The sequence below is a fragment of the Gemmiger formicilis genome (assembly GCF_016901605.1).
Lineage (GTDB): Bacteria > Bacillota > Clostridia > Oscillospirales > Ruminococcaceae > Gemmiger > Gemmiger formicilis_B.
In genome coordinates, this window is the sequence record NZ_JACJKP010000834.1 from 1 (window position 1) to 220 (window position 220).

Genomic DNA, 220 nt, shown 5'->3' on the forward strand with positions numbered 1-220 from the left:
TTCGGCGTCAACCTGAAGATGAAATACCCCTTCTACGCGGCGATGCTGGGCTCTGCCATCGGCTGCGGTTACGTGACCCTGACCAACGTGCTCAACGTGGCCCCCGGTTCCGCATTCAGCCGCTTGCTCTTGGAGAACACCCAGGTGATCACAAAAGCAGATACCATCGAGAGCAGCGTACCGATCAGGAAGTTGAGCATATCACCGGACTGCACGCAGA

1 pseudogene is annotated in these 220 nt (G+C 57.3%); it reads left to right on the forward strand.

Features of this window, described 5'->3' with window-relative positions:
* Positions 1-220, forward strand: a pseudogene (locus H6B10_RS18350) (hypothetical protein); the annotation flags it as partial.